Origin of the sequence: Pseudonocardia lutea, from assembly GCF_042658055.1 — a bacterium.
GTDB lineage: Bacteria > Actinomycetota > Actinomycetes > Mycobacteriales > Pseudonocardiaceae > Pseudonocardia > Pseudonocardia lutea.
Map to the genome: position 1 here is coordinate 1 of NZ_JBHSQK010000053.1, position 26177 is coordinate 26177.

The window sequence follows — 26177 nt, forward strand, 5'->3', positions numbered from 1 at the left end:
GCCTCTTCACCGGCCTTTGCACCGGCGGATGAGCACGAGCACAGGTCACCGACCCGCGAGCACCGGCCCCACGCCGGCCCTGCTCACCGCCCCTGGTCACCGGCCCGCGCCGGACGCGGGTCGCCGATCGTCGGCGTCACGGCCACGTAGGTCACCGCCGCCGCGCACCCGGCCACGACGAGCGCGGCGCCGCTGCCGGGCGTACCGAGGGCCAGCGCCCGGAAGGCCGCGCCGCCCGCGAGCGCCAGACCCAGCAGCACGGCCACGGCCAGCACCGCGCCGGCCGGCCCGGGCCGGCGGCGCACCACGGCCACGGCCACGACCAGGACCGCCGCGACGGCCGCGCCGCCGAGTGCGAAGTCCGGGCCCGTCGCCGGCACCCGCCAGCCGAACAGGACCCCGACGTACGCGGCCCACGTCAGGCCCGCCCGCAGCGCCGGCGCGCCCATCGGCCCCGGCTGCGCGACCACGGACAGCGCGAGCAGCCCCGCGGCGACCAGCACCGCGACCACGGCGAGGGCGGTGGCGCTCCAGGTCAGCGACGCGAGCCCGAGGTAGGCGGCGGCCACCCCGACCCCCACGCACACCGCTCCCGCCCACCCCAGCGGGCCCGGGCGGTGGCGCCTGCGCGCGCTGCCGGTCACGGTGCCGGGATCGCGCGGCGATCCCTCGGCGTTACCGCAGGTGGGCCCGGGTCGGGCGGAGCGAGTGCCGCCGGCGGGGCCGTCGGCACGCACCGGGGAAGGCATGATCGGGGCATGACCTACGAGACCCTCGACTACACGGTGCGCGACGGCATCCTCACCCTCACGCTGAACCGGCCGGACAAGCTCAACTCCTTCACCGTCACGATGGCGGAGGAGCTGATCGCGGCCTACGACCGGGCGAGCGTCGACGACGAGGTGGGCGCGATCGTCGTCACCGGGGCCGGCCGGGCCTTCTGCGCGGGCATGGACCTGTCGTCGGAGGGCAACGTCTTCGGCCTCGACGAGGCGCAGCAGCCGACCCTGCGCGACCTGGAGGAGCGCTTCGAGGACCCGGAGGTCGTGCGCGGCGTCCGGGACACCGGCGGGCAGGTCTCGCTCGCCGTGTACCGCTGCACCAAGCCCGTCATCGCCGCGATCAACGGCGCGGCCGTGGGCATCGGGGCCACCATGACCCTGCCGATGGACGTCCGGTTGGCGTCGGAGGACGCCCGGATCGGCTTCGTGTTCGGCCGGCTCGGGATCGTGCCGGAGGCGGCCTCGACCTGGTTCCTGCCGCGGATCGTGGGGATCAGCCGGGCTCTGGAGTGGGTCTACTCGGCCGACATCCTCAGCGCGCAGGAGGCGCTCGACGGCGGCCTGGTCCGCTCCGTCGTCCCCGCCGACCAGCTGCTGGACACGGCGTACGCGCTCGCCCGGAAGTTCGTCGACGGGCACTCGCCGGTCGCCACGGCGCTGATGCGGCAGATGATGTACCGCAACAGCGCGGCGCCGCACCCCGTCGAGGCGCACCGCGTGGACTCGCTCGCGATGTTCTACACCTCGATCGCCGACGGGAAGGAGGGCGTGCGCGCCTTCCTGGAGAAGCGGCCGGCGGAGTTCACCGGCCGGGCCAGCGCGCTGCCGCCCTTCGTCCCGTGGCAGGCCGATCGGTAGCGGTCAGTACGCGATGAAGAGGATCTCGTCGCGCGAGTACTCGTGGCCGGGGTGCTTCTCCTTGAGGTGCGCCTGGGTCTTGGCGACGAGGTCGTCCTCGTCCGTGCCCTGGATCTGCTCGCCGCAGGGGCAGTTCAGCCGCGTCTTCATCCGTCTCTCCTCTCGCGGGGTCGTGCACCGACCCTAGTGCTGGGACGGACAGGGCGTGTCCGCCCGGGGTGTGATCAGCCCCGCCCGATGAACGGCATGGTCGTGGCCGTGATCGTGAGGAACTGGACGTTGGCGTCGAGCGGGAGGTTCGCCATGTAGCGGACGGCGTCGGCGACGTGCCGGGCGTCGAAGGTCGGTTCCGGCCGCACCGACCCGTCCGCCTGGCGGGCGCCGGTGGCGATCCCGGCGGTCATGTCGGTGGCCGCGTTGCCGATGTCGATCTGCCCGCACGCGATGCCGTAGGGGCGGCCGTCGAGCGAGAGCGACCGGGTCAGCCCGGTGATCGCGTGCTTGGTCGCGGTGTAGGCCGCGCTGCCCGGGCGCGGGACGTGCGCCGAGATCGAGCCGTTGTTCACGATGCGGCCGCCCTGCGGGTCCTGCTCGCGCATCACCGCGAACGCCTCCCGCGCGCAGAGGAACGAGCCGGTGAGGTTGGTGTCGACCGCCGCGCGCCAGTCGGCGACCTCGATCTCGTCCGGCGTGCCGGAGGGGCCGAAGGTTCCCGCGTTGTTGACGAGCAGGTCCACCCGGCCCCAGGCCTCGACGGCCGCGTGGAACAGGGCGGCGACCGACTCCTCGTCGGCGACGTCCGTGGGCGCGACGAGCGCCGCGTCGAACCCCTTCGCGGTCTCGGCGAGCGGCTCGGGCCGCCGTCCCGCCAGGGCGACCGCCCACCCGTCCTCCAGGAGGGCCCGGCCGATCACCCGGCCCAGCCCCGATCCCGCTCCGGTCACCACCGCGGCGCGTTGCATGCGCACGTTCTACCGCGATCAGTCCGCCACGGCCCAGCGCTGCTCGATCCGGCCGTAGCGCCAGACCGCGAGCGCCCCGAGCCAGGTGAGCACGAACAGGGCGACGACGAGGTAGCCCACCACCTCGAGGTCGAGCCCGGCGAGGGCGGCGAGCGGCCCCGTCGTGACGTGCAGCTTCTCGCCCAGCAGCTGCAGCAGCTCGACCAGCCCGATCACCAGGGCGACCAGCACGCTGAGCGCCGTGACCGTGAGGTTGTAGAAGACCTTCCGGACGGGGGTGACGAAGGCCCACTGGTAGGCGGCGGACATGAACACCCCGTCCGCGGTGTCGAACAGGCTCATCCCGGCGGCGAACAGCACCGGGATGACCAGGATCGCGTACCAGGGCAGCTGGGCGGCCGCGGCGCCGCCGGCCAGGACGAGCAGCGTCACCTCGGTGGCGGTGTCGAACCCGATGCCGAACACGAACCCGACCACGGACATGTGCCAGGGCTTCGACACCGCGCGCAGGGCGCGGCCGAGGATCCGGGCCAGCAGGCCGCGGGCGGCGAGGTGGCGTTCGAGGGCCGCGTCGTCGAGCGGCTCGGTGCGCATCCGGGCGAACACGCGGGCGATGCCGACCAGCGCCTGCAGGTTGAGCAGCCCGATCAGGACCAGGAACCCGCCCCCCACCAGGGTTCCGACCAGCCCGAGGGTCTCCTTGGCCGACGACGAGTCGTCGCCGAGCTCGCCGACCAGCGACCGCACGCCGAGGGCGAGCAGCAGCGCCAGGACGAACACGACCGAGGAATGACCCAGCGAGAACCAGAACCCGACGCCGCGCGCCCGCTTGCCCTCGCCGACCAGCTTGCGCGTGGTGTTGTCGATGGCGGCGATGTGGTCGGCGTCGAAGGCGTGCCGCATGCCCAGCAGGTAGGCGGTGAGCCCGACGCCGAGGCCGAAGGTGCCGCCGGAGGCCAGGGCGAGGTGCTGCGGCGCGACCACCGAGGCCAGCAGCGTCCAGCCGCCCAGCGTGAGCAGCAGGATCACCGCGGCCATCGCCGCGAGGTGCCGGCGGTCCGTGCGGTCGAAGCGGGTGCGCGCCGCGGGCGCCGGGGGAGCGGTCACGAACGCGATGCTCGCATGCACAGATCTTCAGATGGAAGACCGTGGGCGCGTGCCCTTCGGAAGGTGGGCGTTATGGTTCCACAATGTCCGAATTGCGCCGCTGGATCGACGTCGTGGACCCATACTGCGGCTCCGGTCGGGTCTGGAGAACGGCGATCGCGGCCAGAAGGGCGACGAATCCGGCGAGGTAGACGTCGGGCTGCAGGGAGATCGCGCCGGTGGCGGGGATCGGGCCCACGGCAGGGCCCGGCAGCTTCGTGAGCACGGCCGCGGTGACCAGCAGCAGCGCCGCGAGGCCGAGCCGTGCCCGGCGGACGACGAGGAGCACGAGCAGCGGGACGCACCAGACGAAGTGGTGCGACCAGGCGAAGGGGGCGACGGCCGCCGAGGCCAGCCCGACGACGATGAGCGCGAGCAGGTCCTCGCCCCGCCGGTGCGCCCGCACCGCGACGGCCAGCGCGGCCGCGGTCAGCAGCCCGGCCAGGGCCAGGTAGACGGGCAGATCCGCACCGAGGACCCGGGCCACCAGGCCGTCGACGGAGTGGTTGCTGGTGGCCGCGACGTCGGAGATCCGGTTCACGGCCGCGAAGGTCCCGCGCAGCCAGTACTGCACCGACTCGGCGGGCGCGAGGGCGAACCCCAGACCGGTTGCGGCGGCGAACGTCCCGACGGCCGCACCGGCCTCCCGGCGGCGCCCGGTGAGCAGCAGGAACACCACGAACAGCAGGGGCGTGAGCTTGAGCGCCGCGGCCAGCCCCAGCCCCGCGCCGCGCCACCGCGACGGCCGGCCGGTGAGGTCGAGCAGCACCAGCGCGAGCAGCACGACGTTGATCTGCCCCAGGTAGAAGGTCGTGCGCACGGGGTCCAGCCAGAGTGCGGCCGCGACCAGCAGCGCGACCGTGCCGGGCCGCAGCGCCGCACCGGCGAGCGCCGCCGCCCGCCGGACCACGAGCACGAGCAGCGCCACACCGAGCGCGGTCCAGAGGATCTTCAGCAGGGGCACGGGCAGCAGCGCCAGCGGCACGAACAGCACCGCGGCCACGGGCGGGTACACGAACGGCAGGTCGAGCAGGACCCCGCCGGCGTACAAGGGCCGGTGGTCCAGCAGGTGCTCGCCGCCGGCCCGGTAGACCTGCAGGTCGATCATCAGCGCGTGCGCGCCGGGCCAGAGTGCGAGCACCGCGAGCTGCAGCGCGACCAGCACGGCGGCACCGGCCCACGCGGCGCGGGCGGTGGGGCGGAGTCGCGAGCGGGGGAGCGCCACCCGCCGACCGTAGGGCCCGGCCCGGCCCCCGCGGCGACCACGGTCGGACGGCGACCGGGAGCGCGGCGCGGAGGTGGCCGCCCCGGTGTCAGGCGTCGGCGGTGAGCAGCCGTTCGGCGTCGGCCCGCTCGCACTCCTCCACGTGACCGGGCAGGGCGTCGCGGAGCGACCACCGGGAGACGGTGCCGTCCGGCCCGGTGAGCAGGCCGCGGGCCAGGGCGGCGTCGATCCGGCTGCGCACCTCGTCCTCCAGGTCGACGTCGCAGGCGAAGAGCACCCGCAGCCGGACGCGGCTGCCCTTGCGGGACGACGCCGTGCGGTGCGCGGCGATCGGGCACGGCGGCTCGTGCTCCCAGGTCCCGCACAGCGCGGCGGTGATCGCCGCGCCCGGGGCGGCCCGGTCGCCGTCCTCGGCGAGCTCGATCTCGGCGGTGTGCGCGAAGGCGGAACGCATGCCGTCAGCATGGCAGACGATGTGGTCGGCGTCACACCTGTCGGGACGCCGGCTCACCACCGTTGCTCACGCGTGTCAGCGGCCGTGGTGGCGGTCCGCGAGGCCCCGCAACCCGGCCGGCAGGTCCAGGGCGTCGAGGCGCACGTGGAGCACCGACATCCGGTCGTCGGCGAGCGCCTCGACCAGCGCGGCGTCGAACTCGGCGGGCGTGGCCGGCCTCGCCGTGCGCAGGTCGGCGCCCGGGGCGAAGGCACGGGCCAGGGCGCACCAGTCCCAGGCCGCGACGTCGTTGTACACCGCCTGCGGGCTCTGCAGGGCGCGCTCGATGGTGTAGCCGGAGTTGTCGACCACCACCACGACGGGGTTCGCCCACCGGGCGAGCGAGCCGAGCTCCTGCACCGTCATCTGCGCGGCGCCGTCGCCGATCACCAGCACCGGGCGGCGGGCCGGGTCGGCCAGCGCACAGCCCAGGGTGGCCGGCAGGGCGTACCCGATGGACGACCACACCGGCTGCGCGACGACGTCGACGCCGGCGGGCAGGGTGATCCCGGCCGCGCCCCAGAAGCAGGTGCCGATGTCGGTGACCAGCCGGGCGTTCCGCGGGAGGCGGCGTTCGAGCGTCGCCCACAGGGTGGCCTGGTCCAGCGCGGCGCCTTCCGCGGGGCCGGCGGCCGGCAGGTCGGGCAGCTCGCGGCGCAGGCGCCCGTCCATCAGGCCGGCGAGCACGTCCAGGGCGGTCGCGAAGGGCACGCCGGGGACCTCGACGCCGGCGACCCGCGCGCCGCGCACGCCGAGGTGGATGGTGCGCGCCGGGTCGTCGCGGTGGGTGAACATCCCGGTAACGGCGTCGGCCATCAGCGTGCCGGCCTCGATCAGCACGTCCGCGGTCTCCACCGCCAGCACCGCCCGCTTGGCCCCGATCTCGCCGACGTAGACGCCCGCGAAGAACGGGTCGTCGGCCGCGATCGCGCCGCGACCGCTGGTCAGCGTGACGACCGGGGAGGCGGCGGCGTGCACGAGCCGCCGGAGCGCCTCCTGGGTGCGCGTGCGCTCGACCAGGTGCCCGGCGATCACCGCGGCACTCTCGGCGCTCTCGAGCAGGGCGGCGCAGGCGCGGCGGAACTCCCCGACGGCAGCCGGGTCGGCGGCCGCGACGGGCAGCGGGCGCGCCAGCCGGGCGGGGTCCACCGGCGCGAGGGCGACGTCGGCGGGTATCGCCAGGTAGACGGGCCGCAGCTCGCGCACGGCGGTGGCCAGCACCGCGTCGATCCGGTCGGCCGCGTCGACGGCCGTGAGCACGGCGCCGTCCGCGGTCACCTCGGCGTAGGCGCGGGCGAAGCGGCCGAAGTCGCCGTCGCCCAGCGTGTGGTGCAGCAGCGCCCCGCGCTCCGCCGCGGTCCGCGGCGGCGCGCCGGTGATCTGCACGAGCGGGACGTTCTCCGCGTAGGCGCCCGCCACGGCGTCGATCGCCGACAGCTCGCCCACACCGAACGTGGAGACCAGCGCGCCGACCCCGCGGGTGCGGGCGTAGGCGTCGGCCGCGTAGCCGGCGTTCAGCTCGTTGGGTGAACCGACCCACTCGAGCAGGCCGGTCCCCAGGGCGGAGTCGAGCAGGGAGAGGCTGAAGTCGCCGGGCACGCCGAAGAGGTGCCGGGCGCCGAGCGCATGCAGCCGGTGGGCGAGGTACTGCGCGACGGTGACCATGGACCCAGGACACGCCCACCGCGCGTCCTGCGCAACAGACGACCCGCTAATGATGCAGAATGCGCAAGAAGGATCGCAGACACACGGCAGGAGTGGTCACCATGCTCGACCGGACCGACGCCCGGATCCTGCTCGCGCTCGACGCCGAGCCGCAGGCGACCGTCGTCGCGCTCGCGGCGCGGCTCGGACTGGCCCGCAACACCGTCCAGACGCGGTTGCGCCGGCTGGAGGCCGACGGCGCCCTGTCGCCGGTCACCGTGCGGGTGCGCCACGAGCGCGCCGGCTACCCGGTGCTCGCCTTCCTCACCCTGGCCATCGACCAGGCCGACTCCGACCGCACCCTCGCCGACCTCACCGAGGTGCCGGAGGTCTGCGAGGTGCACGCCATCACCGGCGACGGCGACCTGCTGGTCCGGGTGGTCGCCCGCGACACCGCGGACCTGCACCGCATCACCCTCGCCGTGCTGCGCTGCCACGGCGTCGTGCGGTCCAGCACCGCCATCTCGATGGTCGAGTCTGTCCCGATGCGGATGGCCCCCGCGTTGGCGCGGCTCGCCGAGCCGTCGACGGACCGGCGCCCGGCCGGGCGGCCGTAGGATCCGGCCGTGCCCGTCGATCCCCCGCCCGACAGCGACTTCCTGTCCCTCGCCGGCCTCGCGATCGACGAGACGCAGCGCCGCCTGCCCGGGACGGACCGCTCGGCGATGGCCATGGTCCTGCTGCTCACCCGGGTCGCGAGCGGGCTGGTCTACGACCTGGAGTCCACCGTGCACCGGCCGGCGGGCTGGAGCTGGTCGGCCTGGCGGCTGCTCTTCACGATCTGGGTGGCCGGGCCGCAGGAGTCCCGGCGGGTCGCCGAGCTGTCCGGGATGAGCCGGGCCGCCGTCTCCAGCCTGACCAACACCCTCAGCGCCGCCGGCCTGCTCGACCGCACGCCCGGCTCGGCCGACGGCCGTTCCGTGGTCCTCGCCCTCACCGAGAAGGGCACCGCGGCGATCGACGAGACCTTCCTGCGGCACAACGCCCGCGAGACCGAGTGGGCGCGGCTGCTCGACCCCCAGGACCTCGCCACCCTCAACGCGCTGCTGGCCAAGCTGGCGGCCGCGGCCCACGAGGCGGACTGGGTCAACCGCCGCTGAGCGGCCCCGCACCCCACCGACTCCGGCCCACCCCTGGCCGGCGCGCGCCGGAGGGGTTACCGTTCCGGTCGGTCAAAACTTTGACCGGTTTCCCAGCGCCGGGAACGAGGGGATTTCCGATGACGCAGAGCCCGGGGTCGGCCGCACCGACCGTCCACCCGCCCTCCAGGCAGTTGCGCCGCGTGATCGGTGCGAGCCTCGTCGGCACGACGATCGAGTGGTACGACTTCTTCGTCTACGCCTCGGCCGCCGGCCTGGTGTTCGGCAAGCAGTTCTTCCCGGGCCTCGACGGCACCGCGGCGCTGCTGGCCTCCTTCGCCACGATCGGCGTCAGCTTCATCGCCCGGCCGATCGGGGGCGTGGTGTCCGGGCACCTCGGCGACCGGTTCGGCCGCAAGCCGGTGCTGGTCGGCACGCTGCTGCTGATGGGCCTCTCGACGGTCGGGGTCGGCCTGCTGCCCTCGTACGCGTCGATCGGCGTCGCGGCGCCGATCCTGCTGGTCTGCCTGCGGATGCTGCAGGGCCTGTCGGCCGGCGGCGAGTGGGGCGGCGCGGCGATGATGTCGGTCGAGCACGCCGCGCCCGGGCGCCGCGGCTACTACGGCGCCTACCCGCAGATCGGCGTGCCGATCGGCCTGCTGCTGGCCAACCTCGTGTTCTTCGCGGTGTCCGCGACGACCACCCCGGAGCAGTTCCAGGCGTGGGGCTGGCGCATCCCGTTCCTGCTGTCGATCGTGCTGATCGCCGTCGGGTTCTGGGTGCGGGCGCGGGTCGCCGAGAGCCCCGTGTTCGAGGACCTGCGCCAGCGCCGCGAGCGCCGCTCCGCCCCGCTGGCCGAGGTGCTGCGCCGCGACAAGCGCGAGCTGCTGGTGGCGATCGGGCTGTTCGTCGCGAACAACATGATCGGCTACATCCTGATCGCCTTCATCACCTCCTACGGCACCCGCCAGCTCGGCCTCTCCAGCACGACGATGCTGGTGGTCGGCATGGTCGGGGCGGTGGCCTGGGGTGTGTTCACGCTGCTGGCGGGGCGGTGGTCGGACACCTGGGGACGGAGGCGCACCTACCTCATCGGCATCGTCGCGCTGGGCGCGTGGTGCTTCCCGTTCTTCCTGCTCTTCGACACCCGCTCGGTCGGCCTGCTGGTCGTCGCGGTCGTCGTGCTGGCCTTCGGCCTCGGGCTCACCTACGGCCCGCAGGCCGCCACCTACGCGGAGATGTTCCCCGCGCCCGTCCGCTACTCGGGCGTCTCGTTCGCCTACGCCTTCGGCGCCATCCTCGGCGGCGGGTTCGCGCCGCTGCTGGCGACCTGGCTGATCGCGGTCACCGGGACCTCGCTGTCGGTGTCGGCCTACATGTTCCTCATGTGCCTGGTCACGCTCGCCGCGGTGCTCGCCCTGCGCGAGGGGACGCCCGCCGAGCGCGAGGCCTTCGTCACCGCGAGCTGACGAGGGCCCTCCGAACCCGCTCGCGTCAGGGGAGCGGGAGCCGCGGCCCGCGCGGGTCCGCGGCATCGACGGCGCCGGCCGGCAGGCCGAAGCTCGCCTCCGCGCCCAGCCCCTTCGCCGCGGCCGCCTCCCGCACCGCGGCGATCACCAGGTGCAGTGCGGGCCGCCGGGTGGCCCGGGTGCGGTAGGCGATCGACACGGTCCGCATGACGGGCTCGGTCAGGGCGACGACGTCGATCGCGTCGTCCGTCCCGGGCGGGCGCTGAACCAGCCCGAGGTCGGAGACCAGCGTGACCCCGAGCCCGGCCGCGACCAGGGCCAGGGCCGTGAACTGCTCCTCGACCTCGTGGGTGGTGGCGGGCTCGAAGCCGGCGCGGCGGCAGGCGACGCGCACCGCCCGGCCGAAGTGCGAGCGCGGGCCGGCGAGGATCCACGGCTGGTCGGCCAGCTCGCCGAGGGTGGCCGTCGCCCCCGGGACGGTCCCGGCCGGCACCGCCGCGTACAGCCGCTCGACGGCCACGACCTCCCGGGTCAACGCGGGGTCCCAGGACATGGGGTGCCCCGAGTAGTCGATCACGAAGGAGAAGTCGAGGGCGCCGTCCCGGACCGCACCCGCGGTCTCCTCGGGTGCGAGCTCGCGGGTGCGCACCTGGATGCCGGGATGATGGGCGGCGAGCGAGGCCAGCGCATCGGGGAGCAGGCCGGAGGCCACCGAGGCCCAGACGCCGGCCGTCAGCCGCACCGACCGCGCCTGCTGGGCCTCCTCCACGGCGAGCTCGGCGCGCTCCACCGAGGCCAGGATCTCCTCGGCGTGCTCGGCGAGCACCATGCCCAGCTCCGTGAGCTGCACCCGGCGGCCGAGCCGCTCGAAGAGGGTGCCGCCGACGTCCCGCTCGAGCTGGGCGAGCTGCTGCGACACGGCCGAGGCGGTGTAGTGCAGCGCCGCCGCCGCGGCGGTGACGGTGCCCCGCCGGTGCAGCTCGCGGAGCATGCGCAGGCGCGACAGGGACAGCTCCACGCGGCCCACGGTAGGCGGATGATCGCGCTCGTGCAGGAACCGTGAACGCGACCCTCCACGATTCCTTGATGGACGCCGCCGGCCCCGCTGCCGCACAGTGGGGGCGCCGGCGAGATCACCGGCCACCCCGGCACGACCCCCACGCCGCCCCGGACGGGACCCGGCGCGGTCCGGCGTGCCCCGACCCGCCGGACGTCCGGGAGGCAGCCACGTGACCACGATGCAGGAGCCGATGGGATCACCGGGGACGCCGGTCGGGGTGCGCACGGCCCCGGCCGCGGCGCCCGTTCCCGCCGCGCGGGACCGCGAACCCTACCTGCGCGTGACGTGGACGGACCCCGTCACCGGCGCCCGCGGCCACCTCGTCGTCCACACCCTGCGCTCCGGCATCGCCACCGGCGGGACCCGGATGCGCGCCGGCTGCACGCTGTCCGAGGTCGAGGACCTGGCCCGGGGAATGGCCGCGAAGACCGCGGCCTTCGACCTGCCCGTCGGCGGGGCCAAGGGCGGCATCGACTTCGACCCGAAGGACCCGCGCGCGGTCGGCGTGCTCGAGCGCTTCTGCCGGGCCATGCGCCCGTGGATCGACGCCCACTGGGTCACCGCCGAGGACCTCGGCGTGCCGCAGCACCTGATCGACGAGGTGTTCGAGCGGATCGGCCTGGGCCAGTCCTACCACGCGGCCATCCGGCGCTCCGCCGACCCGGCGGCCACCCTGGACCGGGTCCGGCAGGGCCTCGCCGCCCGGGTGCCCGGCGGCCTGCTCGGGGACGTGATCGGCGGGTACGGCGTCGCGCACGCCTGTCTCGGCGCGGCGGCCGCGTTCGGCTGGGCCGTCGAGGGCACCACCGTCGCGATCCAGGGCGTCGGCACCATGGGCGGCGCCGCCGCCTGGTACCTGCACGAGGCCGGCATGCGCGTGGTCGCGCTGGCGGATGCGGCCGGCACCCTCCACGACCCCGCGGGTCTCGACGTGCCCGCCCTGCTGGCGCAGCGCGACGGCTTCGGGGAGATCGACCGCACCCGACTGCCCGCCGGCGTCGAGCTCCTGCCCCGCGCCGCCGTCGTCGGTCTGCCGGCGGACGTGCTCGTGCCGGCCGCGATCTCCTACGCGATCACCCCGGACAACAGCTTCGACGTGGCCGCGAAGGTCGTCGTCGAGGCCGCGAACGCCGCCACCACCCCGCAGGCGGAGGCGATGCTCGCCGCCCGCGGCGTCTGCGTGGTGCCGGACTTCGTGGCCAACGCCGGCGCCGCGGCGTGGGCCTGGTGGCTGCTGCTCGGCCGGGTCGGCACGACGCGCGACGACGCCGTCACGGCCGAGGAGTCCTTCCGCACGCTGCGGACGCAGATGGCCGACAAGGTCCGGTTGCTGCTCGACCGCTGGCTGACCGACGGCGTCCCGCCGCGCCGGACCGCGCTGGGCCTGGCCGTGAGCGAGCTCGACGACACCGCGGGGGAGGGCGGGCTCGTCATCCCGTGATCCCGAGTCGTGGAGTCGCCGCTGCTGATCAGGCGGTCGCGAACTCGACGAGCAGGAACACGTTCAGCGCGATGATCAGGGCGGCGACGAGGACCGCCGCTGCAGTGGTCGACCGGCTGTTGACCAGCGGACCCATGAGGTCGCGGCGGCGGGTGAACAGCACCAGCGGCACCAGCGCGAACGGGATCCCGAACGACAGCACGACCTGGGACCACACCAGGGCCTCGGTCGGCTCGACGCCCACGCCGAGGACGACCAGGGCCGGCGCCAGGGTCAGCGCCCGCCGCAGCAGCAGCGGGATGTGGCGGCGGATGAAGCCCTGCATGACCACCTGGCCCGCGTAGGTGCCCACTCCCGAGGAGGCGAAGCCGGAGGCCAGCAGCGCGATCGCGAAGGCGGGCGCGGCCCACTCGTCCACGGCGACCCCGAGCCCGGCGTACACGCCGGCGAGCGTGTCGGTCCCGGGAAGGGGCGAGCCGGCGAACACCGCGGCCGCGATGAGCAGCATCGAGACGTTGATCAGCCCCGCCGTGCCCATCCCGGCCAGGACGTCGATCCGGGTGGTGCGCAGGATGAAGCGCTGCTGCTCGGGACCGTCGGCGCGCAGGCGACGCTGGGTGAGCGCGGAGTGCAGGTAGATCACGTGCGGCATCACGGTCGCGCCGAGGATCCCGGTCGCGAGCAGCAGGCTGTCGGTGCCGGCGAACCGCGGCACCAGCCCGGCCGCGGCATCGGCCCCGTCGACGTCGACCCGGAACAGCGTGGCGAACAGCCCCACGAGCACGACCAGGAACAGCAGGAAGATCGCCCGTTCGAAGGGCCGGTGCCCGCGGCTCTGCAGGGCCAGCAGCCCGAACGCCACGACCCCGGTGATCACGCCGCCGGTGAACAGCGGGATCCCGAACAGCAGCTGCAGGGCGATCGCCCCGCCGAGCACCTCCGCCAGGTCGGTGGCGATGGCGACCGCCTCGGCCTGGACCCACATCCCCCAGCTCACCGGGCGGGGGAACCGGTCACGGCACAGCTCGGCCAGGTTCCGCCCGGTGGCCAGTCCGAGCTTGGCCGACAGCGTCTGCACCAGCATGGCCAGCAGGTTCGCCCCGACGATCACCCAGAGCAGCAGGTAGCCGTACTGCGAACCGGCCGCGAAGTTCGTCGCGAAGTTGCCCGGGTCGATGTAGGCGATGGCCGCGACGAAGGCCGGACCGGCGACCGCCAGCCGTGCCCGCAGACCCGCACCCCGCAGGGGTTGCCCGCGCCCGCGACGGTTCGCCTCCGACGCCTCCGACGCCTCCGACGCCTCCGTCAGCGCCGGGGGCGAGGGTGCGGAGTGGCCGGCAGCAGGGCCCACGGCGTCCATGCGGCGCCACGGTAGCCCGGTCTAACCGCGAGGGGTAGACGGATCTCACTCCTGGGGCCCGTTCCGGGGTGTGCCCGGGTCAGCGGCTGACGCGGCTGCCCGGGACCTCGTCGGCGTCGAGGTGGCGGAGCAGGTTGGCCACGAAGCGGTCGCCGGTGTGCTGCAGCGTCACGTTCATCAGCCCGACGACGGCCGGCGAGGCCAGCCGGGACAGCGGCAGCTCCACGTGCAGCGTCAGCCGGATCGCCAGGTGCGTGCCGCCGGGGGCCTCGCGCAGCAGGTACCAGCCCTCGGCGCCGGTGAACTCGTGCGTGTCCGGCGGCGGTTCGTGCGTGAAGTCGATGCGGGACTCCTCGGGGCCCTCGGTGAACCGCATCCGCTCGGTGAAGGTGGGCTGGATCCCGACGCCGAGGACGGCCAGGCGCATCATGCTCCACCGCCAGAGGTCGCCGTCCGTCTCGATACCGGTCAGCAGCGGGGTGAGCCGGGGGAGCAGCGCCGGGTCGGTGAGCACGGCCCAGATGGCCGCCCGGTCGGCGGCGACGACGGCCTCCGACTCCGTGGTCGTGGTGAAGCGGTTCACGGCGACGAGGTTCCCGTTCCGGCCCCGGGCTGCACCTCGCCCGCGGCGGAGGGCCCGGCCGGACCGGGCCGGTCCGCCTGCGGATCCGTCCCGGCCGCGCGCAGCCGGCGCAGGATCCGGGCGAGATCGGCCCGGTCGTGCTCGTCGAGCTCGGCGAAGAGGCTCTCGGACTCCGCGTGCCGCGCCGCGCGGACCTCGCGCGCCAGCTCGACGCCCTTCGGGGTCAGCCCGACGAGCGTGGCCCGCCGGTCCGCCGGGTCGGGGCTGCGCGCGGCGAGGCCCCGTTCCTCCAGGTCGTCGGCCACCTCCGTGGCCGAGCGCGGGGCGATCCGCAGGTGCTCGGCCAGCGTGGACAGCCGCAGCGCGCCGTGCCGGGCGAGCACGGCGACCGCGCGGAACTGCGAGGGCGTGACGTCCCACGGCGCGAGCGCCTGCTTCGACCGGCTGCGCATCAGGCGGGCGACGGCCCAGAACGCCTCGCCCAGCGTCTCCTCGCCCTCGGCCACGCGGAATATCGTACCAGCGGACCGTGTTGTTCCCTCATGTTGAGGTAACCTCAGTAACTGCCTCGGCAGAACGTCGAAAGGGGACACCTACTTGGATCCGCAGCTCCAGTCGTCCGGCCGCCCGGACCGTCCCGGGCGCCCGGGCCGCCGCACCCCGTCGGNCAGGCCCGGGAGGTCTCGTTGCGCCGGATCGGCCGGCTCTTCACCCCGTACCGCGGGCCGCTCGCCCTCGTCGTGGCGATCATCGTCGCCTCGTCCGTGGTGGGCATGGCCTCGCCCTTCCTGCTCCGCGAGGTGCTCGACCGCGCCCTGCCGGACCACGACCTGCCCCTGCTGGCCTGGCTGGTGGGCGGCATGGTCGCCGTCGCCGCCGTGACCGCCGCTCTCGGCGTGGTCCAGACCTGGATCTCCACCCGGGTCGGCCAGCAGGTCATGCACCGGCTGCGTGCGGACGTCTTCGCGCACCTGCAGCGCCAGTCGCTCGGCTTCTTCACCCGCACCCGCACCGGCGAGGTGCAGTCCCGCATCACCAACGACATCGGCGGCATGCAGTCCGTGGTCACCAGCACGGCCACGTCGATCGCGTCGAACCTGACCACGACCGTCGCCACCCTGGTCGCGATGCTCGCCCTGTCCTGGCAGCTCACACTGATCTCGCTGCTCGTGCTGCCGCCCGCGGTCCTGCTGTCCCGGCGGGTCGCCCGGATGCGCCGCAGCATCACCGCGCGCCAGCAGCGCGAGCTCGCCGACCTCACCGTGACGATCGAGGAGGGCCTCTCGATCTCCGGTATCCAGCTGAGCAAGACCCTCGGCGCCGGCCCCGCCCTCGTCGAGCGCTTCACGGCGTCGTCGGAGCGGCTGGTCGACCTCGAGCTGCGCAGCCAGCTGGCCGGTCGGTGGCGGATGGCCACGATGACGATCGTCTTCGCCGCGATCCCCGCGGTGATCTACCTGTCGGCCGGCCTGCCGATCGCCGCCGGAGTCATGACCGTCGGCACGCTGATCGCCTTCACGAGCCTGCAGGGCAGCCTGTTCCGGCCGCTCACGGGCCTGCTCGACGTGGGGGTCTCGGTGGTCGGCTCGCTGGCCCTGTTCGCCCGGATCTTCGAGTACCTGGACCTGCCGGTCGAGGTCGACGACCCGGCCGAGCCCGTCGCCGTCGACCCGGCGCGGGTGCGCGGGCACGTCCGGTTCGAGGACGTGACCTTCGCCTACCCGGGCAGCGACACCGCGGCCGTCGCGGGCGTGAACCTGGACGTGCCCGCCGGGGCCACCCTCGCCCTGGTGGGGGAGACCGGCTCCGGCAAGTCGACGCTCGCCTCGCTGGTCCCGCGGCTGCGCGACCCCGACGCCGGCCGGATCACGATCGGCGGCGTCGACGTCCGGGACCTGCGTCTGGCCGACCTCGCCCGGATCGTCGGTGTGGTGAGCCAGGAGACCTACCTGCTGCACGCCACGGTGCGGGAGAACCTGCGGCACGCCAAGCCCGACGCCACCGACGCCGAGATCGAGGCCGCCGCCCGGGCCGCGCAGGTCCACGACCTGATCGCGAGCCTGCCGGAGGGCTACGACACCGTCGTCGGCTCCCGCGGGTACCGGTTCTCCGGCGGCGAGAAGCAGCGGATCGCGATCGCCCGCACGCTGCTGCGCGACCCGAAGGTGCTGGTCCTCGACGAGGCCACCAGCGCGCTGGACACCGAGACCGAGCGGGCGGTCCAGCGCGCCTTCGCCGAGCTGGCGAAGGGCCGCACCACGATCACCATCGCGCACCGGCTCTCCACCGTCCGCGACGCCGACGAGATCGCCGTGCTCGACCACGGCCGCGTCGTCGAGCGGGGGACGCACGAGTCGCTGGTGGCCGACGACGGCCGCTACGCCGCCCTCGCGGCGTGACCGGCGGCACGACCCCTCAGGCGAAGCCGGCCACCTCGTGCGGCCGGTACGGCTCCTCGAGGAACGCGACCTCCTCGTCCGTCAGTGCGACGTCGACGGCCGAGAGCGCGTCCTCGAGGTGCTGCCGTTTCGTGGCCCCGACGATGGGCGCGGTGACGGTGGGCCTGCTCAGCAGCCACGCCAGCGCGATCTGCGCCGGCAGCAGACCCCGGCCCTCGGCCAGCTCGAGGACCCGGTCCACGATCACGCGGTCCTCGTCCCGGTAGAGGCTCCGGCCGAATTCGTCCGTCTCGGTCCGTGCGGTGGTCGCGTCCCACGGCCGGGTCAGCCGCCCGCGGGCCAGCGGGCTCCACGGGATCACCCCGACGCCCTGGTCCGCGCACAGCGGCAGCATCTCCCGCTCCTCCTCGCGGTAGAGGAGGTTGTAGTGGTTCTGCATGGTCGCGAACGGCGTCCAGCCGTGCCGCTCGGCGGTGTGCTGGGCCTTCGCGAACTGCCAGGCCCACATGGACGAGGCCCCGATGTGCAGCACCTTGCCCGCCTTCACGACGTCGTGCAGCGCCTCCATCGTGACCTCGATCGGCGTGTGCGGGTCCCACCGGTGGATCTGGTAGAGGTCCACGTGGTCCACCCCGAGCCGGCGCAGGCTGGCGTCGAGCTCGCTCCGGATCGCCTTGCGCGACAGACCCTGGCCGTTGGGCCCGGGCCGCATCCGGCCGTTGACCTTGGTGGCGAGCACGATCTCGTCCCGGTGCCCGTACTCGGCGAGCACCTTGCCGAGGATCTCCTCGCTGCCGCCCGCCGAGTAGACGTTGGCGGTGTCGACGAAGTTCACCCCCGCCTCGAACGCGCGCAGGATGATCGGGCGTGCCTCGTCCTCGCCGAGCGTCCAGTCGTGCCGGCCGCGCCCGGGCTCGCCGAAGCTCATCGCGCCCAGGCAGATCCGCGAGACGTCCAGCCCGGTCGCCCCCAGCTTCACGTACTGCATGACCTTCCTCCCTGCTGTCCCCGGAGGCGTTCCCGATCGCGACCTTTGACAGTCGTTCCCGCGTCGCCTATCTTCCTTGAGAGTTCAATTGAACGTTGAACAAGTCGGACGAACGGAGTCGGAGATGCCGCTGCACCCCTACGAGACCCACCTCGCCCGGGTCGCGCAGGCCGGTGAGCACGCCCCGTGGACCCCGGCCGACGGGCCGCTGCCCGCCCTCTACCTCAGCCACGGCGCGCCGCCGCTGTTCGAGGACCCGGCGTGGATGGCGGAGCTGTTCGCCTGGGCGCGGTCCCTGCCGCGGCCCCGGGCCGTGCTGATCGTGTCGGCGCACTGGGAGGAGGCGCCGCTGGCGATCTCCAGCAGCGCCGCGCACGTCACCCCGGTCTACGACTTCGGCGGCTTCGACCCGATGTACTACCGGATGCGCTACGACACCCCGGAGGCCGGCGCCCTCGCCCGCCGCGTGCTCGGCGCCCTGAGCGGCGAGAACGTCCACGAGACCGGCCGCGGGCTCGACCACGGCGCCTGGGTGCCGCTCAAGGTCATGTACCCCGAGGCGGACATCCCGGTGCTGCAGCTGAGCCTGCCCACCGCGGACCCGACGACGCTGCTCGGCCTCGGCGCGAAGCTGCGGGCCCTGCGCGAGGAGGGCGTGCTGGTGATCGGCTCCGGTTTCACCACGCACGGGCTGCCCTTCCTCACCCGCGAGGCGATCACCGGCGGCCCTGCGCCGGGCTGGTCGCGGCAGTTCGACGCGTGGGCCGCCGAGGCCCTGGCCCGCGGCGACGTCGACACGCTGGCCGCCTACCGCGACCGGGCCCCCGGCATGCCCTACGCCCACCCGACCGTCGAGCACTTCACCCCGCTCTTCGTGACGCTCGGGGCCTCCACCGACCCCGAGGGCCCGCGCGAGGCCACGATCGACGGGTTCTGGTGGGGGCTGTCCAAGCGCTCCTTCGCCGCTGCCTGATGCCCGCGAGTCGGCACTTCCACGTCACCGGACGTGCGATCCCGGGAGCTCCCGGGATGTGCATCTCGGTGACGTGGAAGTGCCGACTCGCGGGATCAGGAGAGGTGGGTCCGGAAGAACGCGTCGATCCGCTCCCAGGCCTCGGCGGCGCTCTCGGGCTCGGGCCCCAGCCCGGCGACCCGCAGCAGGGGCCGCAGGAGGCGGGGCCCGTTCTGCTGCCCGTTGAGGAAGGAGTGGTTGGCGGCGGGGTACTCGGCGACGTCGTGCGGCACGCCGGCCCGGGTCAGCGCCGCCTCCAGCTTCCCGGCGGCGCCCTTGAGCGAGACGTCCTTCGCCCCGTAGCTGGCCACGATCGGGCAGGCCCCGGCCACGGCGGCGTCGAGGTCCTTCGGCAGCTGCCCGTAGTTGACCGAGGAGGCGTCGAACCCGCGCGAGGCCGTGAGCAGCGCGAACCCGCCGCCCATGCAGAAGCCGATGACGCCGACCCGGCCGGTGCAGTCGGGGTTCCCGGCGAGCTCGGCACGGGCGGCCTCGATGTCGGCGAAGGCGCGCCCCTGCCCGGAGAGCAGGGCGCGGAAGGTCGCGACCAGGCACTTGCGGGCGCCGCCCGCGCTGAACAGGTCCGGCGCCAGGGCCAGGTAGCCGCGCGCGGCGAGCCGGTCCGCGTGCCGGCGCATCTCGGCGTCGAGCCCGAAGGCCTCGTGCACCACCACCACGCCCGGCCACGGACCCTCGCCTTCCGGCCTGGCCAGGTACGCGCGGAGGGTGGGGGAGCCGCCGGTCGCGGCGGCACGGGCGGTGAGGTCGACGTCGGTCACGGGGACGCACCGTAGCGCGGACCGCCCGTCCGATCAGGACAGGCGCTCCACCTGCACCGTGACCAGCCCGGAGTTGTTGCCGTAGCAGCCCAGGGCGTCGTTCGGATAGGCGTAGAGGTAGCCCTCGGCCGGGACCTCCGCCGTCGCCCCCGTCCCGATCACGAACACCGTGTCGTCGCCGTCCGGGGTGGGCGCGTCCGCGACCGAACCCATCAGGCACATCCACGGCAGGGCGTCGTGCCGGCGGGTGAAGGCGAGCTCCGCCCGGTCGTCGCCGACCACCCGGCGCAGGCCGCGCTCCAGCGCGGAGAACAGCCCGCCGAACGGACCCGACCGGCCCGGTCCGCCCTCCGGCCCGCACGAGCGTCCCGCGCTGGACCAGCGGCCCTGTGCAGTGAACCGGTACTCGCCCTTCTCCAGCCAGAGGCCGGTCGCGGTCCACGCCCGGTCGGCGGGGACGTCGAGCGTGGCCGACTGCCCCGCGGCGAGGGTCGTCGTGCTGCGGTAGCCCTGCCCGACCTGGCGCTGCAGGGCGACGTCCGAGACGGCCGGCTCGGGCCGGGCCGCGTCGACCCGGGGGACGGTGCGGGGGCGCGGCTGGAAGGCGATCTCCAGCGCCGCGCCGACCAGCCCGTCCGCCATGGTGTGCGAGGGCGCGGTCGCCGACGGCCCGAACCCGGGGACCGCCTGCAGGTCGAACGTCAGGTGCGCGGCCTCGGCCGCCATCCAGGCCAGCGCGGTGTCGCTGAGCCCCTTCTCGCGGTACCCGCCGCCGACGTCGCCGTGGTCGCCCGGGAACCAGACCTGCTCCACGTCCTGCCCGGGGGCGGGCGGGTCCCAGAGCGTGGGGCGGAACGGACCGCGCAGCTCGTCGAGCGACACGGCGTGCCGGGCGGCCGGGATGCGGGGGTCCAGCGTGACGTCGAGGAACTGGTAGTGCTCCCGCGAGTGGAGCAGGTCGGGGATCCCCACGTAGGCCGGGATGCCGAGCGCGCCCACGGTGTCCCACACGCCGACGAACTCGATCGGTGACGTCGGCTCGCCGGCCTCGTAGGAGAGGACGAGGCCGGTGTCCCAGTCGGGATCGTCCGGACCCTTCCGCAGGTCCCGGTAGCGGCGGTAGGCGCGCCGGACGGCGTCCTCGCGGGCGGCCGGGTCGAGGCCCGTGCCGTCGACGATGCCGACCTTGCCGACCATCCCGCCGAGGCTGCGCGCGGTGTAGGCGCCGCGGCTGAAGCCGAACAACGAGATCCGGTCGCCCGGGCGGTAGGTGTCGACCAGGAAGCGGTACCCCTCCATGATCGAGCGGTCCAGCCCCGCTCCGGTCAGCCCGGCGCGCAGGTTGCCGACGGGGTTCACCGTCGAGGTGCCGACGCCGGGCACGTACTTCGCCGGCGGCGAGCCGGGGTCGGCGCGGTGGGCCCGGTGCAGCCGCGCCACGTTGCTGTCCGCGGCGGCGTTCTGCCACGTGCCGTCGCAACACACCACCAGTCGACGCATCCGACCTCCCGCGCTGTTCCCGATCACCGCCCGCACCTCGAGGGTGCGCCGGGCCGAGGCGTACCGGCCAGTGCGACAACTACGTAGTCCGACGGCCCGGTGCCCCGGCGACCGCGCGGTCCGATCTCCGCCGCCGGCGAAATCCGCTCGGCACGCTGCGCCGGACGGACTACCGTCGTACGGCGCGACGATCGTCCGCCGGAACCGTCGGACCCCGCGACTATCGTCGGCTTCCCACCACACGTCCGCCCGCGGCGGGCCTCTCACGACAGGGGTGTGTCGACGCATGTTGCTGCGCCTGCTGCGGCGGTACCTGCGGCCCTTCCGCGGGCCGCTGACCCTCGTCGTCGTCCTGCAGCTCGTCGGGACGATGGCGGCGCTCTACCTGCCCAGCCTGAACGCGGACATCATCGACCGGGGCATCGCGCGCGGCGACACCGGCTACATCCTCGGCACCGGCGGCTGGATGCTGGTCGTCTCGCTCGTCCAGGTCGTCTGCTCCGTCGCCGCGGTCTGGCTCGGCTCGCACACGGCCATGGGCTTCGGGCGGGACGTCCGGGCGGCGGTCTTCCACCGCGTCGGCGAGTTCTCCGTGCGCGAGGTGAACCGCTTCGGGGCGCCGTCGCTGATCACCCGCAGCACGAACGACGTGCAGCAGGTCCAGATGCTGGTGCTGATGGGCTGCACGATGCTCGTGGCGGCGCCGATCATGTGCGTGGGCGGCGTGGTGATGGCGCTGCAGGAGGACGCCGCGCTGTCCTGGCTGGTCGCGGTGTCCGTGCCCGTGCTGGCACTGAGCATCGGTGCCGTCGTCGTGCGGATGGTGCCGAGGTTCCGGCTCCTGCAGGAGCGGATCGACGCGGTCAACCGCGTGCTGCGCGAGCAGATCACCGGCATCCGCGTGGTGCGGGCCTTCGTGCGCGAGCCCCACGAGCGGGCCCGGTTCGGCGTGACCAACCGCGAGGTCACGGAGGTGGCCACGGCCGCCGGGCGGCTGCAGGCGCTGATCTTCCCCATCGTGATGCTCGTGCTCAACGTCTCCAGCGTGGCCGTGCTGTGGTTCGGCGCGATCCGGATCGACGCGGGGGAGATGCAGATCGGCGCCCTCACCGCGTTCCTGGCCTACCTGCTGCAGATCCTCATGGCCGTCATGATGGCCACGTTCATGGCGATGATGGTGCCGCGCGCCGCCGTCTGCGCCGAGCGGATCACCGAGGTGCTCGCCACGCAGTCGTCCGTCTCGCCCCCGCTCGAGCCCGTCGTGCCGGCCGCCGCCGCGGGCGTGCTGGAGTTCCGCGACGCGACGTTCCGGTACCCCGGCGCCGCGGAGCCGGTGCTGCGCGGCATCTCCTTCACCGCCCGCCCCGGCGAGACCACGGCGATCATCGGCAGCACCGGCGCGGGCAAGACCACCCTGCTCTCGCTCGTCCCGCGGCTGTTCGACGTCACCGGGGGTGCGGTGCTGGTCGACGGGGTGGACGTCCGCGACCTCGACCCCGAGGAGCTGTGGCGGCGGATCGGCCTGGTGCCGCAGAAGCCGTACCTGTTCTCCGGCACGGTGGCGAGCAACCTGCGCTACGGCGACCCGTCCGCCACGGACGCGCAGCTGTGGGAGGCGCTGCGGATCGCGCAGGCCGAGGGGTTCGTGCGGGCGATGCCGGAGGGCCTGGACTCGCCGGTGTCCCAGGGCGGCACGACCGTCTCCGGCGGCCAGCGCCAGCGGCTCGCCATCGCCCGGGCGCTGGTCAAACGCCCGCCGATCTACCTGTTCGACGACTCGTTCTCCGCCCTCGACCTCGCCACGGACGCCCGGCTGCGGGCCGCGCTGGCCCCGGTCACGGCGGCGGCGACCGTGGTGGTCGTGGCCCAGCGGGTGTCCACGGTGGCCGGGGCGGACCGGATCGTCGTGCTCGACGACGGCGTGGTCGTCGGGATCGGGCGCCACGAGGAGCTGCTGGCGGGCTGCCCGACCTACGCCGAGATCGTCGAGTCCCAGCACGCCGTCGAGGAGGCCGCGTGACCACGACCGCTCCCGGCGGCCGTCCCCGGCAGGACGCCGACACCGTCTCCGCCGCGCGCGGCATGGCCGCCGAGCGCCGCGGCGGCGGCCCGCCCTGGGGCGGCATCGGCCAGCCCACGGAGAAGGCGGCCACGTTCGGGCCCTCGGCGCGCCGGCTGATCGGCCGGCTGGCGCCCGAGCGGCTCGGCGTGCTGGTCGTCGTCGCGCTCGGCGTGGTCAGCGTGGCGCTGAACGTCGTCGGCCCGCGGATCCTCGGCCACGCCACGGACGTGATCTTCGCCGGCGTGATCGGTGCGCAGCTGCCCGCGGGGCTCACCGCCGCCGAGGCGGCCGCGCAGGCGCGCGCCGCGGGGAACGACACCGTCGCCACGCTGATCGAGTCGCAGGGCGTGATGCCGGGGCAGGGGATCGACTTCCGCGCGCTCGGGCTGGTGCTGCTCGGCGTGATCGCGATCTACCTGGCCGCGTCGGTGTTCTCCTACGCGCAGGGCTATCTGCTCAACGGCATCGTGCAGCGCACCGTGTTCGAGCTGCGCCGGGAGGTCGAGGACAAGATCCACCGGCTGCCGCTGCGGTACTTCGACGGCCGCCAGCGCGGCGAGGTGCTCAGCCGCGTCACCAACGACATCGACAACGTCCAGCAGTCGCTGCAGCAGACGTTGAGCCAGCTGCTGACCTCGCTGCTCACGATCGTCGGCGTGCTCGCGATGATGATCGTGATCTCGCCGCTGCTCGCCCTCGTCGCGCTGGTCACCGTGCCGGTGTCGATCTGGCTCACCCGGGCGATCGGGCGGCGCTCGCAGAAGCAGTTCGTGGCGCAGTGGCGCAACACCGGGATCCTCAACGGGCACATCGAGGAGGCCTTCACCGGGCACGAGCTGGTGCGGGTGTTCGGCCGGCGGGCCGAGGTCGAGGAACAGTTCCGGGCGAGGAACGAGGCGCTCTTCGGCGCGAGCTTCCGGGCCCAGTTCATCTCCGGGATCATCATGCCGTCGATGATGTTCTTCGGGAACCTGAACTACGTGCTCGTGGCCGTGATCGGCGGCCTGCGCGTGGCCTCGGGCTCGCTCACCCTGGGCGACGTGCAGGCCTTCGTCCAGTACTCGCGGCAGTTCACCCAGCCGCTCACCCAGGCGGCGTCGATGGCGAACCTGCTGCAGTCCGGCGTCGCGTCGGCCGAGCGGGTGTTCGACCTGCTCGACGCCGAGGAGCAGACCCCGGACCCGGCCGTGCCGGAGGTGCGCACCGAGCGTCGCGGCCGGGTCGCGTTCGAGCACGTCTCGTTCCGGTACGAGCCCGAGCGCCCGCTGATCACGGACCTCTCGCTGGTCGCCGAGCCGGGCCAGACCGTCGCGATCGTCGGGCCGACCGGCGCGGGCAAGACCACGCTGGTCAACCTCGTGCTGCGCTTCTACGAGCTCGACGGCGGCCGGATCACGCTCGACGGCGTGGACATCGCCCGGATGACCCGCTCCGACCTGCGTTCCGGCGTCGGGATGGTCCTGCAGGACACGTGGCTCTTCCACGGCACGATCCGGGACAACATCGCCTACGGTCGGCCGGGCGCCTCGGAGGAGGAGATCCTCGCGGCGGCCCGCGCCACCTACGTCGACCGGTTCGTCCGGAGCCTGCCCGCGGGCTACGACACGGTGATCGACGAGGAGGGCACCGGCGTCAGCGCGGGGGAGAAGCAGCTGATCACGATCGCCCGGGCCTTCCTCGCCGATCCCTCGCTGCTGATCCTCGACGAGGCCACCAGCTCCGTCGACACCCGCACCGAGCTGCTGGTGCAGCGGGCGATGGCGGCGCTGCGGGCGGACCGCACGAGCTTCGTGATCGCGCACCGGCTCTCCACGATCCGGGACGCGGACCTGATCCTGGTCATGGAGGAGGGCTCGATCGTCGAGCAGGGCACGCACGAGGAGCTGCTCGCCGCGGACGGCGCCTACCACCGGCTGTACCGGGCCCAGTTCGTCGGGGCTGCCGCGCAGGAGTGACCGGCCGGGACCGGGCTGGTCGATCACGGACGGGCGGCGCGAGTGCCCGTCGAGGTCAGCGCGGGGTCCGCAGGCCGCCGATGCCCAGGTCCGCGCGGTCCATGGTCGGCACGGCAAGGCGCTCGGCAGCGGGCGCCGCGGGGGCCCGCTCCGCCCGCTGCGGCAGGGGCGGCGGGTCGTCGAGGAGATCCGCGCTCGGGGTGAAGAACAAGCCACCGGTGACCGCCCGGGACACCTCGAGGATCCGGTCGGAGCTGCCCGGCGGGTCGCCCACGACCATCCGGGTGAGCATCTCCTCGGTCACGGCCGGATCCGCGGCGTAGCCGGCGAAGAAGGTGCCGTACTCGCCGCCGGCGATCGAGCCGAAGGGCATGTTGTCCCGCAGGATCCGGCGTTCCGTACCGTCCGGCTCCTCGATCGTCGTCAGGGCGACGTGGGAGTCGGCGGGCTTGGTCGCGTCGTCGAGCTCGACGTCGTCGAGCATGCGGCGGCCGATGGTGAGCTCGCGGTCCTCCACGCTCATCGCGGACCACGCGTCGAGATCGTGCAGGTACTTCTGCACCATCAGATAGGAGCCGCCGGCGAAGTCCGGGTCCTCGTCGCCGACCAGTACCGCCTCGGCCGCGGCGCGGCCCGTCGGGTTCTCGGTGCCGTCGACGAAGCCGAGCAGGTCGCGACGGTCGAAGTAGCGGAAGCCCTGCACCTCGTCGGCCACGCGCGCCGCCGGGCCGAACGCCGCGACGATCCGCCGGGCCAGCTCGAAGCACGGGTAGGTGCGGCGGGCCCGGATGTGCAGGAACAGGTCGCCGGGCGTGGCCGGAGCGTGGTGCCGCTCGCCGGTGACCTCGCGGAAAGGGTGGAGGTGCGCGGGGCGGGGCCCGGCGAAGAGCCGGTCCCACGCGTCGGACCCGATGCCGAGCACGCAGGTCAGGCCCTCCTCGGGCATCCGGAACCCGACGGACCGGATCATCCCGCCGGCGTCGGGCAGCAGGTCGTGCACCGCGGCCTCGCCACCCGGCTCGACCACGAGCGTCAGGAACACGGCGCTCTCGGTCAGCGGGGCGAGGACCGCCTGGGGTTCGGGCACGGGCACCTCCGGTCGGTGGGCTGGCGCCATGATCGCGGGTGCTCGGCGCGCGGTCGAGGGTCGACCGGCTCAGCGGGTGCGCGCGGGCGTCGACCGGAGCAGGGTGGACGGTCTCACACCGGTGCGGCCTGGCCGGGCCGCGGCGGCAAGTTCTATATTCTGCAGAATTCTGAGAGGCGCGACGAGGGGTCGAGCATGAGCACGTTGAGCACCGAGGAGCGGGCGGTCGTCGA

24 protein-coding genes are annotated in these 26177 nt (G+C 74.2%); 9 read left to right on the forward strand and 15 right to left on the reverse strand.

What is annotated here, in order from left to right; genetic code table 11:
• Nucleotides 1-83 precede the first annotated feature (83 nt).
• On the reverse strand, nt 84-644 hold the full coding sequence (locus ACFQH9_RS20970; RefSeq protein WP_379568044.1) for a hypothetical protein: 561 nt from the start codon (nt 642-644) through the stop codon (nt 84-86).
• A gap of 114 nt (nt 645-758) precedes the next feature.
• On the opposite strand from ACFQH9_RS20970, the gene ACFQH9_RS20975 reads away from it, so the two are divergent.
• Nucleotides 759-1640: a crotonase/enoyl-CoA hydratase family protein gene (locus ACFQH9_RS20975; protein WP_379568046.1), complete on the forward strand. Its 882-nt coding sequence runs from the start codon at nt 759-761 to the stop codon at nt 1638-1640.
• 3 nt (nt 1641-1643) lie between these two features.
• Here the strand turns inward: ACFQH9_RS20975 and ACFQH9_RS20980 are convergent, their stop codons facing one another.
• The 6 genes from ACFQH9_RS20980 to ACFQH9_RS21005 all read right to left on the reverse strand — a co-directional run bounded on the left by ACFQH9_RS20980 (nt 1644) and on the right by ACFQH9_RS21005 (nt 7131).
• A complete protein-coding gene (locus ACFQH9_RS20980; protein WP_063739802.1) occupies nt 1644-1790 on the reverse strand; it encodes a DUF1059 domain-containing protein in 147 nt (48 codons plus the stop codon).
• Nucleotides 1791-1864: 74 nt separating this feature from the next.
• Entirely contained in the window at nt 1865-2602 is a 738-nt protein-coding gene (locus ACFQH9_RS20985) for an SDR family oxidoreductase (RefSeq protein ID WP_379568049.1), read from the reverse strand.
• Nucleotides 2603-2620: 18 nt separating this feature from the next.
• Nucleotides 2621-3709: a Nickel transporter NicT gene (gene nicT / locus ACFQH9_RS20990; RefSeq protein WP_465269536.1), complete on the reverse strand. Its 1089-nt coding sequence runs from the start codon at nt 3707-3709 to the stop codon at nt 2621-2623.
• Between the two features lie 70 nt (nt 3710-3779).
• Nucleotides 3780-4973 carry a glycosyltransferase 87 family protein gene (locus ACFQH9_RS20995; protein ID WP_379568051.1) on the reverse strand — a complete coding sequence of 398 codons (1194 nt, stop codon included), beginning with the start codon at nt 4971-4973 and terminating at the stop codon, nt 3780-3782.
• An 88-nt stretch (nt 4974-5061) separates the two neighbouring features.
• A complete protein-coding gene (locus ACFQH9_RS21000) occupies nt 5062-5427 on the reverse strand; it encodes a hypothetical protein (RefSeq protein WP_379568053.1) in 366 nt (121 codons plus the stop codon).
• 75 nt (nt 5428-5502) lie between these two features.
• Nucleotides 5503-7131: an alpha-keto acid decarboxylase family protein gene (locus ACFQH9_RS21005; RefSeq protein WP_379568055.1), complete on the reverse strand. Its 1629-nt coding sequence runs from the start codon at nt 7129-7131 to the stop codon at nt 5503-5505.
• 101 nt (nt 7132-7232) lie between these two features.
• On the opposite strand from ACFQH9_RS21005, the gene ACFQH9_RS21010 reads away from it, so the two are divergent.
• The 3 genes from ACFQH9_RS21010 to ACFQH9_RS21020 all read left to right on the forward strand — a co-directional run bounded on the left by ACFQH9_RS21010 (nt 7233) and on the right by ACFQH9_RS21020 (nt 9718).
• Nucleotides 7233-7727 carry an Lrp/AsnC family transcriptional regulator gene (locus ACFQH9_RS21010; protein ID WP_379568057.1) on the forward strand — a complete coding sequence of 165 codons (495 nt, stop codon included), beginning with the start codon at nt 7233-7235 and terminating at the stop codon, nt 7725-7727.
• A gap of 9 nt (nt 7728-7736) precedes the next feature.
• Nucleotides 7737-8270, forward strand: coding sequence for a MarR family winged helix-turn-helix transcriptional regulator (locus ACFQH9_RS21015; protein ID WP_379568059.1), 534 nt, complete (start codon nt 7737-7739; stop codon nt 8268-8270).
• Nucleotides 8271-8389: 119 nt separating this feature from the next.
• Nucleotides 8390-9718 (forward strand): MFS transporter, encoded by a 1329-nt coding sequence (locus ACFQH9_RS21020; protein WP_379568061.1) that lies wholly within the window; start codon nt 8390-8392, stop codon nt 9716-9718.
• A 25-nt stretch (nt 9719-9743) separates the two neighbouring features.
• On the opposite strand, the gene ACFQH9_RS21025 is transcribed toward ACFQH9_RS21020, so the two are convergent.
• Nucleotides 9744-10736: a LysR family transcriptional regulator gene (locus tag ACFQH9_RS21025; protein ID WP_379568063.1), complete on the reverse strand. Its 993-nt coding sequence runs from the start codon at nt 10734-10736 to the stop codon at nt 9744-9746.
• Nucleotides 10737-10947: 211 nt separating this feature from the next.
• Here ACFQH9_RS21025 and ACFQH9_RS21030 point away from each other — a divergent pair, with 211 nt between their 5' ends.
• On the forward strand, nt 10948-12219 hold the full coding sequence (locus ACFQH9_RS21030) for a Glu/Leu/Phe/Val dehydrogenase dimerization domain-containing protein (protein ID WP_379568065.1): 1272 nt from the start codon (nt 10948-10950) through the stop codon (nt 12217-12219).
• Between the two features lie 28 nt (nt 12220-12247).
• Here the strand turns inward: ACFQH9_RS21030 and ACFQH9_RS21035 are convergent, their stop codons facing one another.
• The 3 genes from ACFQH9_RS21035 to ACFQH9_RS21045 all read right to left on the reverse strand — a co-directional run bounded on the left by ACFQH9_RS21035 (nt 12248) and on the right by ACFQH9_RS21045 (nt 14668).
• Entirely contained in the window at nt 12248-13579 is a 1332-nt protein-coding gene (locus tag ACFQH9_RS21035; RefSeq protein WP_379568067.1) for an Nramp family divalent metal transporter, read from the reverse strand.
• A 79-nt stretch (nt 13580-13658) separates the two neighbouring features.
• Nucleotides 13659-14162, reverse strand: a complete 504-nt coding sequence (locus tag ACFQH9_RS21040) for an SRPBCC family protein (RefSeq protein WP_379568069.1) — start codon at nt 14160-14162, stop codon at nt 13659-13661.
• Entirely contained in the window at nt 14159-14668 is a 510-nt protein-coding gene (locus tag ACFQH9_RS21045) for a MarR family winged helix-turn-helix transcriptional regulator (protein ID WP_379568071.1), read from the reverse strand. The genes ACFQH9_RS21040 and ACFQH9_RS21045 overlap by 4 nt, the downstream gene beginning before the upstream one ends.
• A gap of 180 nt (nt 14669-14848) precedes the next feature.
• Between ACFQH9_RS21045 and ACFQH9_RS21050 the strand changes: the two genes are divergently transcribed.
• Entirely contained in the window at nt 14849-16561 is a 1713-nt protein-coding gene (locus ACFQH9_RS21050; protein WP_379568073.1) for an ABC transporter ATP-binding protein, read from the forward strand.
• A 16-nt stretch (nt 16562-16577) separates the two neighbouring features.
• Here the strand turns inward: ACFQH9_RS21050 and ACFQH9_RS21055 are convergent, their stop codons facing one another.
• Nucleotides 16578-17549 carry an aldo/keto reductase gene (locus tag ACFQH9_RS21055; RefSeq protein ID WP_379568075.1) on the reverse strand — a complete coding sequence of 324 codons (972 nt, stop codon included), beginning with the start codon at nt 17547-17549 and terminating at the stop codon, nt 16578-16580.
• 124 nt (nt 17550-17673) lie between these two features.
• Between ACFQH9_RS21055 and ACFQH9_RS21060 the strand changes: the two genes are divergently transcribed.
• Entirely contained in the window at nt 17674-18522 is an 849-nt protein-coding gene (locus ACFQH9_RS21060; protein WP_379568077.1) for a dioxygenase family protein, read from the forward strand.
• 95 nt (nt 18523-18617) lie between these two features.
• On the opposite strand, the gene ACFQH9_RS21065 is transcribed toward ACFQH9_RS21060, so the two are convergent.
• A complete protein-coding gene (locus ACFQH9_RS21065) occupies nt 18618-19340 on the reverse strand; it encodes a dienelactone hydrolase family protein (protein WP_379568079.1) in 723 nt (240 codons plus the stop codon).
• 33 nt (nt 19341-19373) lie between these two features.
• Entirely contained in the window at nt 19374-20840 is a 1467-nt protein-coding gene (locus tag ACFQH9_RS21070; RefSeq protein ID WP_379568081.1) for a DUF2235 domain-containing protein, read from the reverse strand.
• 286 nt (nt 20841-21126) lie between these two features.
• Here ACFQH9_RS21070 and ACFQH9_RS21075 point away from each other — a divergent pair, with 286 nt between their 5' ends.
• Together ACFQH9_RS21075 and ACFQH9_RS21080 are read left to right on the forward strand one after the other, a co-directional pair.
• Nucleotides 21127-22860 carry an ABC transporter ATP-binding protein gene (locus ACFQH9_RS21075; RefSeq protein WP_379568083.1) on the forward strand — a complete coding sequence of 578 codons (1734 nt, stop codon included), beginning with the start codon at nt 21127-21129 and terminating at the stop codon, nt 22858-22860.
• A gap of 62 nt (nt 22861-22922) precedes the next feature.
• The gene (locus ACFQH9_RS21080) at nt 22923-24857 is read left to right on the forward strand and encodes an ABC transporter ATP-binding protein (RefSeq protein ID WP_379568089.1); all 1935 of its coding nucleotides are present in this window, start codon (nt 22923-22925) and stop codon (nt 24855-24857) included.
• 55 nt (nt 24858-24912) lie between these two features.
• Here ACFQH9_RS21080 and ACFQH9_RS21085 read toward each other — a convergent pair whose 3' ends face one another.
• A complete protein-coding gene (locus ACFQH9_RS21085; RefSeq protein WP_379568085.1) occupies nt 24913-25944 on the reverse strand; it encodes a Dyp-type peroxidase in 1032 nt (343 codons plus the stop codon).
• Nucleotides 25945-26177: the final 233 nt, after the last annotated feature.

Excerpts from the sequence above, each read along its gene's own strand:
- ACFQH9_RS21010 (WP_379568057.1), top strand. The coding sequence starts at position 7,233 with ATGCTCGACCGGACCGACGCCCGGATCCTGCTCGCGCTCGACGCCGAG.
- ACFQH9_RS21080 (WP_379568089.1), top strand. The coding sequence starts at position 22,923 with ATGGCCGCCGAGCGCCGCGGCGGCGGCCCGCCCTGGGGCGGCATCGGC.
- ACFQH9_RS21035 (WP_379568067.1), bottom strand. The coding sequence starts at position 13,579 with ATGGACGCCGTGGGCCCTGCTGCCGGCCACTCCGCACCCTCGCCCCCG.
- ACFQH9_RS21005 (WP_379568055.1), bottom strand. The coding sequence starts at position 7,131 with ATGGTCACCGTCGCGCAGTACCTCGCCCACCGGCTGCATGCGCTCGGC.
- ACFQH9_RS21000 (WP_379568053.1), bottom strand. The coding sequence starts at position 5,427 with ATGCGTTCCGCCTTCGCGCACACCGCCGAGATCGAGCTCGCCGAGGAC.
- ACFQH9_RS21055 (WP_379568075.1), bottom strand. The coding sequence starts at position 17,549 with ATGCAGTACGTGAAGCTGGGGGCGACCGGGCTGGACGTCTCGCGGATC.
- ACFQH9_RS21020 (WP_379568061.1), top strand. The coding sequence starts at position 8,390 with ATGACGCAGAGCCCGGGGTCGGCCGCACCGACCGTCCACCCGCCCTCC.
- ACFQH9_RS21060 (WP_379568077.1), top strand. The coding sequence starts at position 17,674 with ATGCCGCTGCACCCCTACGAGACCCACCTCGCCCGGGTCGCGCAGGCC.
- ACFQH9_RS21070 (WP_379568081.1), bottom strand. The coding sequence starts at position 20,840 with ATGCGTCGACTGGTGGTGTGTTGCGACGGCACGTGGCAGAACGCCGCC.
- ACFQH9_RS20975 (WP_379568046.1), top strand. The coding sequence starts at position 759 with ATGACCTACGAGACCCTCGACTACACGGTGCGCGACGGCATCCTCACC.
- ACFQH9_RS21075 (WP_379568083.1), top strand. The coding sequence starts at position 21,127 with ATGTTGCTGCGCCTGCTGCGGCGGTACCTGCGGCCCTTCCGCGGGCCG.
- ACFQH9_RS20985 (WP_379568049.1), bottom strand. The coding sequence starts at position 2,602 with ATGCAACGCGCCGCGGTGGTGACCGGAGCGGGATCGGGGCTGGGCCGG.
- ACFQH9_RS20980 (WP_063739802.1), bottom strand. The coding sequence starts at position 1,790 with ATGAAGACGCGGCTGAACTGCCCCTGCGGCGAGCAGATCCAGGGCACG.